This is a genomic window from Gordonia desulfuricans NBRC 100010 (assembly GCF_001485495.1).
GTDB classification, from domain to species: domain Bacteria; phylum Actinomycetota; class Actinomycetes; order Mycobacteriales; family Mycobacteriaceae; genus Gordonia; species Gordonia desulfuricans.
The window spans coordinates 1-7,653 of record NZ_BCNF01000189.1 but is presented as its reverse complement, the minus strand read 5'-3'; the positions used below and the strand labels follow the sequence as shown (position 1 = coordinate 7,653).

The following is a 7,653-nucleotide window of genomic DNA, read 5'->3' as shown; positions in this document are numbered from 1 at the left end:
ACGTCGGATGGCGACCACCCCAGAAGTGGTCACCTTGGCAACTCGGCCGACAGAGGTTTCGAATCGACTCGTCGCTAGGCAGAGTCAAGGGGTCAGCGCAACGGCCGGTAGCTGATCGAGTGGGGTCGGTCAGCCTGCCTGCGTCGTCGCGCCGCTCATACCCGTCCCATCTCCGCCTCGTACTTCTTCGTCATGTGCTCGAGGGCCCGGGCGTGATCGGCGGCCTGCCCCTCCCGAACCGCAGCGGCACGTTCGGCCGCGTCCAGCATGGGCTGCGCCTGCCCCTGGAAGTACGGGATGACGTCCTGGGCGAACAGTTCGAAGGAGCGGCGGGTGGCGGCCGGGTTGGCCCAGTCATGACCCTGGATCAGCAGGGTCCCGAAGCCACCCGACTGATCGATGAGCCGCTGAACCTGTTCGCGCGCTTCCTCGGCGGTGCCGATGACGCCGATCCCGGAGGTGTTGATGAAGTCGATCATCTCCTGCTTGTTCTCACCGAGGACGTTCATCTGCGGGAATGCCGCGACATGCTGGAGGTAGTTGAACCAGTACTCGATGCCGTGGGCGACATCGCGGTAGGCCTGTTCCTTGGTCTCGGCGATGTGGAACGGCCCCACCAGACGCCAGGCGGACCGGTCGATGTCGGCGGTACGCCCGGACTGTGCGGCGTACTCCTCCAGGATTCCCCAATGATGCTGCAGAGCGCTGAATCCGTCGGCAGTGAGGGTCGCCGCGATGGACAGCAGGCCGATGCCGTGCATGCCGGCCAGACGCGCACCCGACGGGGAGGCGACGGCGGCGACCACCACGTCGAAGAGCGGGTCGGAGTAGGGCGCCATCTGGATCTTGGCGTCGAAGAGTTCATGGGTGCGGGTCTTGGCCGACACCGTCTCACCACGGAGCAGTCGCATGATGATGTCGGCGTTCTCCGCCAACAGTTCTCGGGTGTCGATCTGCGACAGGCCCAGCATCGCGGCGTCGGTGGGCAGCGAACCCGGCCCGAGACCGAACATGGCCCGGCCACGGGTGAGGTGGTCGAGCATCACCATCCGCTCGGCCGCCCACAACGGATTGTGATACGACACCGACGTGACACCGGTACCGAGCTTGATTCGATTGGTCTTGGCGCCGGCGTGGGCGATCATCAGCTCCGGCGAGGCGTAGATCTCGGCACCCGCCGAATGATGCTCGCCGAACCACGCCTCGTCGTAGCCCAGTTCCTCCAGGTACCGGACGAGTTCGATGTCCCGGTGCATCAACAGCGTCGGATTCTGCCCCGGCTCGTGGATGGGTGCCAGGAACGTTCCGAACTTCAGGTTGGCCATCAGGACCTCCGATGTGATGTGAGTAACAGTGCGATGACCTCACGGTAGGTCGCGCACCGGGCCGAATACCAGTCCGCGAAAGAGGACAATCGGTTGCCCCGCAGTCGATGTGGACGTCCTCTTTCGAGGACTGTCACCACCGTCGAGCCCGCTGCTAGCTTGCACTCACCGCCACCTGCGGACAACCACGACGGAGGAACGAATGTCATCACTGCTCAACGGGAAGGTCGCCGTGGTCACCGGAGCGGCCAGCGGAATCGGCCAGGGCGTGGCCCGACGGTTCATCGCCGAAGGCGGACAGGTGATCCTGTGCGACATCGCCGACGACGCCGGCACCGCATTGTCCGACGAACTCGGTGCAGCGGCACGCTATGTGCACACCGACGTGACCTCGGAGGACGACATCGCCGCCGCGGTCGATCTCGCCGTCAGCACCTTCGGACGACTCGACGTGATGGTGAACAATGCCGGAGCACAGGGTGATCCGTCGCCGATCCTGGAGACGGATGCCGCCGGGTTCGATCGCACCATCGCCTTGCTGACCCGCTCGGTACTCCTCGGCCACAGCCATGCGGCCCGCCAGTTCGTGAACCAGGAGAGCGGCGGTTCGATCATCTCGACCTGCAGTGCGGCCGCCCTGCAAGGCGGTTGGAGCACGACGGGCTACACCATCGCCAAACATGCTGTGGTGGGGCTGATCCGGCAGGCCGCGGCCGAGTTGGGTCCGCTGGGCATCCGGTCCAACGGGATCGCACCGGGGATCATCATGACACCGATCATGTCGCGCACCTTCGGGGTGGAGGACGCACGATCCGGCGAGTTCCTGCAGTTCCTCGCCGATCGTCTCGGACCCACCCAACCGAGCCGCCGTGTCGGATATCCCGAGGACATCGCCTCGGTGGCAACGTTTCTGGCCTCGGACATGTCGGACTACGTCAACGGTGTGGTCATCCCCGTCGACGGCGGGGCGACGTCGGTGACCCTGGGGACGTTCGCCACCGATGTCGTCACCGCGGCAGAGGAATTCACCGCCCAGGCGAATCGGCCTCAGGGTAGGTGAACGCACGAGGATTCAACGTACGAGGATTGAACGCAGGAGGATCAGACCCGGGAGGATCGGACGCGGGGCGGCGGACCCCCGTCGTCCGGTTCACCCGCCGCGCGGGGATTCGGTGAGGACCCGGGCGGTCAGCGCAGCCCGATTCGGGCACCCTGTCGCCGTGAAGATCCGACTGACGTACTTCTTCACCGACTGTTCGGTGAGCGTCATCTCGCGGGCGATCTCGGCGTTGCTGAGGCCGCGGGCCACCAGCTTGGCGACGTCGAGTTGTCGGGGTGAGAGCAGCACCCTGAGTTGATCTCCGGTGTCGAACGACACCGCGGAGGCATGTGCGCGCAGCTGGGTCGCGAGGAATCTCACGGCGACGACGTCGTCGCGGTCGAACTGGCGCCGCGAGTCGAACATCCCCACCAGCGCATCCCCGGATCGGGTCCGCAGGTGGATGGCCGAGGCCACCGTCATCCCGTTCGGGACCAGGTAGTCGACGACGTAGGAGTGCTGCGGCGCCGGCAACGCCTGCAGATCGGCGACTTCGAGGTAGCCGTCACGCTGGAGGATTCTGCGGGCCCGGTCGGTCGCGAACACGTCCTTGTCGCGCCAGCGGGCCTGGTACTCGTCGAGCAAGGGGGCGGCCGCTCCGGTCAGGACGGGATTCGGGTCGGCGAACGCGGCGTCGTAGGAGGCCCCGGCGAAGAAGGTGACGTCGCGGATCCCGAAGGTCGATCTGATCGCGTCGACGACGGTGAACCGGAACCGCTCGGGGTCGTCGATCCCGGCACAGCGTTCCAGCACCCGCATCACCGCGCGGACGTGCCGATCAGGCAGAGAGTCCAGGACGCTGCCTGCACCTGTTCCTGTTCGAGCTGTGACCACGGTCGCATTGTAGTATGGATCACACCGCGCGCCCAGTATCGGTGCGGCCCCTCGTCGGCAGGTGGTGGAGTGCCCTGGTCCTCGCTCATCGGAGTTGATATCGAACGGGTCGGGCAGGCGACAATCACTGATGTGAGTTGCGATGTCTAGCGGTCTGGCGGTGACACTCGCGGTGGTCGCCGTGGGTGTGGTGCTCGGTCTGGTGGCGCTCATCCGTACCCGCCGTGTGGTGGCCACCCCCACCGAACGTGCCGTCCACGAGGCACTGCACACCGCGTCGCAGGCCGCGACGTCGCTGCGTGGCGGGTTGTCGGCGGAGTCGGCGCGGGCCGCATTGGGACCGCTGCGCTCGCTGACCGCCGCCGACGGAGTGGCGCTGTATGACGCCACCGGCATGCTGCTGGCCCACGATCCCGACGAGTCGTCGATCTGGGCCGGGCCGGTCGTCGATGCCGCCGGTGACGCGGCCGCCGATGCCGTGACGCGGGGCCGGCGCGTGCTCGTCAACGATCCGTGCGGACCCGACTCCCCCGTGCGGGCGCTGATCGCGCAGCCGCTGATCGCCGACGACACCGGCGTCGGGGCGCTGGTGGTGGCCACCGCCGGACGTCCCGGTCCGGGCAAGCTGGGGGCCATCGCCGAGGTCGCGCGGTATGTGTCGAACCAGATCGAGCTCGCCGAGCTCGACGCATCCCGGGCCCGGCTCGACCGTGCCGAGGTGCTCGCGCTGCGCGCGCAGATCAGCCCGCACTTCATCTACAACGCGCTCAACACGATCGCGTCGTTCGTCCGCACCGACCCGGACCGGGCCCGCGAGCTGATCGTCGACTTCGCCGACTTCACCCGCTACTCGTTCCGTGCGGCCGGCGAGTTCACGCTGCTGTCGGACGAACTGCGCAACATCGACCGTTACCTCACCCTCGAGCGCGCCCGGTTCGGCCCGTCCCTGGAGGTGCGGCTACAGGTGGCACCCGAGGTACTCGGCGTCGTCCTGCCGTTCCTGGCATTGCAGCCGCTGGTGGAGAACGCCGTGCGCCACGGCCTGGCCGCCAAGGGCGGCGGGACCATCACCATCATCGCCCGCGACGAGGGATCGGACTGCGTGATCACCGTCGAGGACGACGGCGTGGGGATGGACCCGGAACTGTTGCGCTCCGGCGACATCGACGCGCTCGACCCGCCTGCGGAGGCCTCGAGCAGCGAGTCGTCGGGGGCGCACGTCGGCCTGACCAATGTCGACCATCGGCTGCGGGCGGCATTCGGCAACGACTACGGTCTTGTGGTCGACACCGGGATCGGGGCGGGTACCAAGGTCGGCATGCGGGTACCGAAGTTCCGTGCTGGGGTGCGGGTGTGACGAGGATGGGAGTGAACCGACGATGACCCTCACCGTGCTGGCGGTCGACGACGAGCGACCTGCCCTCGACGAGCTCGCCTACCTGCTCGACCGGCACCCGGAGATCGGACAGGTCTACCAGGCCGGCGACGCCACCCATGCCCTGCGCGAACTCAACGACCATGCGATCGACGCGGTGTTCCTCGACATCAACATGCCCGGGCTGTCGGGGATCGAATTGGCCACCGTCCTCGGCAAACTCAGCGCGCCGCCCGCGGTGGTGTTCGTGACCGCCCACGACGACCGTGCGGTGGACGCCTTCGAGGTGGGAGCGCTCGACTATCTGCTCAAACCGCTGCGCACCGAACGCCTCGCGCAGGCCGTCGAGCGGGTTGCCGCCGCGCGCTCGGCGCCGGCGCCGGAGCCCCCTGCCGAGACCACTCGTCCCGACGACGACGTGATCCCCGTCGAGCTCGGCGGCGTGACGTCGCTGGTGCGCCGCGACAGCATCTCCTGGGTGGAGGCCGTCGGCGACTACGCCCGACTGCATTCGGTGCAGGGCGCCCACCTGGTGCGCATCCCGCTGTCGGTCCTCGAATCACGGTGGCAGGATCACGGTTTCGCCCGCGTGCATCGGTCGTATCTGGTGGCGTTGCCGATGGTCACCGGGCTGCGCACGGCGGGCTCGGGCACGGTGGTGTGTGTGCGGGCCAACGGCGCCTCGGAGGCCACCGAACTGCCGGTGAGCCGACGCCAGGTCCGCGAACTCAAGGACCGGCTGATCCGAGATCCCATGCGTTCCTATCGATCCGGGGACGATCGGGGATGACCCGACCACCCGAGCAGCCGCACCGCGAACGCGTCGTCCTCGCACGGCGTCGCGGTGCGCGGATGGTGCGCACCCGCGTGGAGGTCCAGGAGCAGACCGAGGTCGGTGATGCCCTGGTGCGGGGGCTGATGCGCGCACAGTTGGGTCTGGCCCTGCGACTCGGGCTGAGTCTGACCGTCCTGATCTCGCTGATCCCGGTGGCGGGCCTGGTGTTCCCCACCCTGGTCGAGTACTCGGTCTTCGGAATCCGATTGTCCTGGCTGGTCCTCGGTGTGCTGCTCTATCCGGTGCTCTACGGGGCGGGCCGGTTGTTTGTGCGTCTGGCCGAACAGGCCGAACGAGACTTCATGGGTGTCGTCGACGACGAGGGCCCGCGCTGATGTCGGGGGCGGATGCGCTCACCGGGGTCGCCTTGCTGCTGGCCGCCGGCGTGACTCTGGTGATCGGCGCCTACGGTGGACGATTCGCCCGCACCACCTCGGACTTCCTGGTGGCCTCGCGCGCCGTCGGCTCCCGCTGGAATGCCGCCGCCATCTCCGGCGAGTACCTCTCGGCGGCATCGTTTCTCGGCGTCGCGGGGCTCGTCGCCAAATACGGTGCCGATGCGCTGTGGTATCCGGTCGGATTCACCGCGGGCTATCTGGGTCTGCTGTTGTTCGTGGCGGCACCGCTGCGCCGCTCCGGGGCGTACACGGTCCCGGATTTCACCGAGTTCCGGCTCTCCTCCCGCCCCGCACGGCTGACCGCGATGTGCGTGGTGGTGTGCGTCTGCGTGCTGTATCTGATCCCGCAGTTCCAGGGCGCCGGGCTCACCCTGAACATCCTTCTCGGCGTGCCGATCTGGGTGGGGGCGGTGGCCGTCGGACTGATCGTCGTGGTGAACGTGGTCGGCGGCGGCATGCGGTCGATCACCTTTGTGCAGGCCTTCCAGTACTGGCTCAAACTGACCGCGATCGGGGTCCCCGCCCTGGCGCTCGTGGTGGTCTTCCTCGGTGACCGGCAACCGGTCGGTGAGGCCGCACCACCCCGCGTCGACCAGGCCACCACCGTCGACGTCACCACCCCGACGGTGGTCACCGTGACCGAGACCGACGGGGTGCGGGTGACCGGAGTGCTCGACGGCGAGACCGTCGCCGATGCGGCGATCCCCCGGCCCGGCACGTACACGCTGGGTGAGGGCACCGTCATCCATCTGGACGCCGACGCGGCCACGCCCGTCGTCGCCGGCGCCCCGACGACCGGGTCGTCGTGGATCTCCACCGGTGGCGGGCTCGGTGGCGCCCATCCGCTGTACCAGGTGTACTCGATCATCATCGCCACGTTCCTCGGCACGATGGGCCTGCCGCATGTGCTGGTGCGGTTCTACACCAACCCCGACGGGCGGACCGCACGCCGCACCGCACTCACCGTGATCGCCCTGCTCGGCCTGTTCTATCTGTTTCCGCTGCTCCTCGGGGTGTTCGCGAGACTCTATGTGCCGCAACTGCTGATCACCGGTACCGCCGACGCCGCGGTGCTGCTGTTGCCGTCGGCGGCGATCAGTGGTTTCGCCGGTCAGTTCCTCGGCGCCCTCGTCGCCGCCGGTGCGATCGCGGCGTTCCTGGCGACGTCGTCGGGGCTGCTGGTGAGTGTGGCCGGGGCGTTGTCGACGGATGTGTTGTCGGGGCGCATCCGCGACTTCCGGGTCGCCGCGGTGATCGGCGGTGTGATCCCGGTGATCCTGTCGCTGGCCGCCACCTCCTTGGAACTGTCCCGGACGGTGGGTCTGGTGTTCGCGGTCGCCGCGTCGACGTTGTGTCCGCTGCTGGTCCTGGGGATCTGGTGGCGCGGCCTCACCCCGGCCGGCGCGATCACCGGACTCGTCGTCGGCGGGGTGTCGTCCGGGCTCGCGACGTCGCTGGCGATCGCCGGGGTGATCGACGACGAAGCGCTCGGCGGCTGGCCCGCCGTCATCATCGGCTATCCCGCCGCGGTGACGGTGCCCCTGGCATTCGCGACGATGGTGGCGGTGAGTCTCGCGACCCGACGCGGAGTCCCCCGCGATCTGGCCCGCACCTTTGCCCGGATGCACGTCCCGGAGCGGGTGGGTATGGGCGTGGAACGACTGCCGGAGTAGGGTTTCCGCAACCGGATCCGACGTCGGGCTGCGGAGATTTCGACACGGTGCCTCGCTACGCTCGGTACCGGCTCAATCACCGTAACCAACTCACCACCGCACTACCGCAACCTC

General features: G+C 68.2%; 7 protein-coding genes. 5 read left to right on the top strand and 2 right to left on the bottom strand.

The window, feature by feature from the left end:
* Positions 1–155: 155 nt before the first annotated feature.
* Positions 156–1,325 (bottom strand): LLM class flavin-dependent oxidoreductase, encoded by a 1,170-nt coding sequence (locus GD1_RS23445; protein WP_053777123.1) that lies wholly within the window; start codon positions 1,323–1,325, stop codon positions 156–158.
* Positions 1,326–1,527: 202 nt separating this feature from the next.
* On the opposite strand from GD1_RS23445, the gene GD1_RS23440 reads away from it, so the two are divergent.
* Complete coding sequence (locus GD1_RS23440) at positions 1,528–2,385, top strand: SDR family NAD(P)-dependent oxidoreductase (RefSeq protein ID WP_059039923.1); 858 nt, start codon at positions 1,528–1,530, stop codon at positions 2,383–2,385.
* Positions 2,386–2,475: 90 nt separating this feature from the next.
* Here GD1_RS23440 and GD1_RS23435 read toward each other — a convergent pair whose 3' ends face one another.
* Positions 2,476–3,258 carry a helix-turn-helix transcriptional regulator gene (locus GD1_RS23435; RefSeq protein WP_244882993.1) on the bottom strand — a complete coding sequence of 261 codons (783 nt, stop codon included), beginning with the start codon at positions 3,256–3,258 and terminating at the stop codon, positions 2,476–2,478.
* Between the two features lie 142 nt (positions 3,259–3,400).
* Between GD1_RS23435 and GD1_RS23430 the strand changes: the two genes are divergently transcribed.
* Genes GD1_RS23430 through GD1_RS23415 form a run of 4 tightly spaced genes read left to right on the top strand, consistent with a single transcriptional unit; the run spans position 3,401 to position 7,539 of the window.
* Complete coding sequence (locus GD1_RS23430) at positions 3,401–4,615, top strand: sensor histidine kinase (protein WP_059039921.1); 1,215 nt, start codon at positions 3,401–3,403, stop codon at positions 4,613–4,615.
* Positions 4,616–4,637: 22 nt separating this feature from the next.
* Positions 4,638–5,423, top strand: a complete 786-nt coding sequence (locus GD1_RS23425; RefSeq protein ID WP_059039919.1) for a LytR/AlgR family response regulator transcription factor — start codon at positions 4,638–4,640, stop codon at positions 5,421–5,423.
* A complete protein-coding gene (locus tag GD1_RS23420) occupies positions 5,420–5,803 on the top strand; it encodes a hypothetical protein (protein ID WP_020793931.1) in 384 nt (127 codons plus the stop codon). The genes GD1_RS23425 and GD1_RS23420 overlap by 4 nt, the downstream gene beginning before the upstream one ends.
* Complete coding sequence (locus GD1_RS23415; protein ID WP_059039917.1) at positions 5,803–7,539, top strand: sodium/solute symporter; 1,737 nt, start codon at positions 5,803–5,805, stop codon at positions 7,537–7,539. Before GD1_RS23420 ends, GD1_RS23415 begins: the two co-directional genes overlap by 1 nt.
* Positions 7,540–7,653: the final 114 nt, after the last annotated feature.

What these genes read in the sequence shown, in the direction of transcription:
- GD1_RS23445 (WP_053777123.1), bottom strand. Translation starts at nt 1,325, where the DNA reads ATGGCCAACCTGAAGTTCGGAACGTTCCTGGCACCCATCCACGAGCCG.
- GD1_RS23440 (WP_059039923.1), top strand. Translation starts at nt 1,528, where the DNA reads ATGTCATCACTGCTCAACGGGAAGGTCGCCGTGGTCACCGGAGCGGCC.
- GD1_RS23430 (WP_059039921.1), top strand. Translation starts at nt 3,401, where the DNA reads ATGTCTAGCGGTCTGGCGGTGACACTCGCGGTGGTCGCCGTGGGTGTG.
- GD1_RS23425 (WP_059039919.1), top strand. Translation starts at nt 4,638, where the DNA reads ATGACCCTCACCGTGCTGGCGGTCGACGACGAGCGACCTGCCCTCGAC.
- GD1_RS23420 (WP_020793931.1), top strand. Translation starts at nt 5,420, where the DNA reads ATGACCCGACCACCCGAGCAGCCGCACCGCGAACGCGTCGTCCTCGCA.
- GD1_RS23415 (WP_059039917.1), top strand. Translation starts at nt 5,803, where the DNA reads ATGTCGGGGGCGGATGCGCTCACCGGGGTCGCCTTGCTGCTGGCCGCC.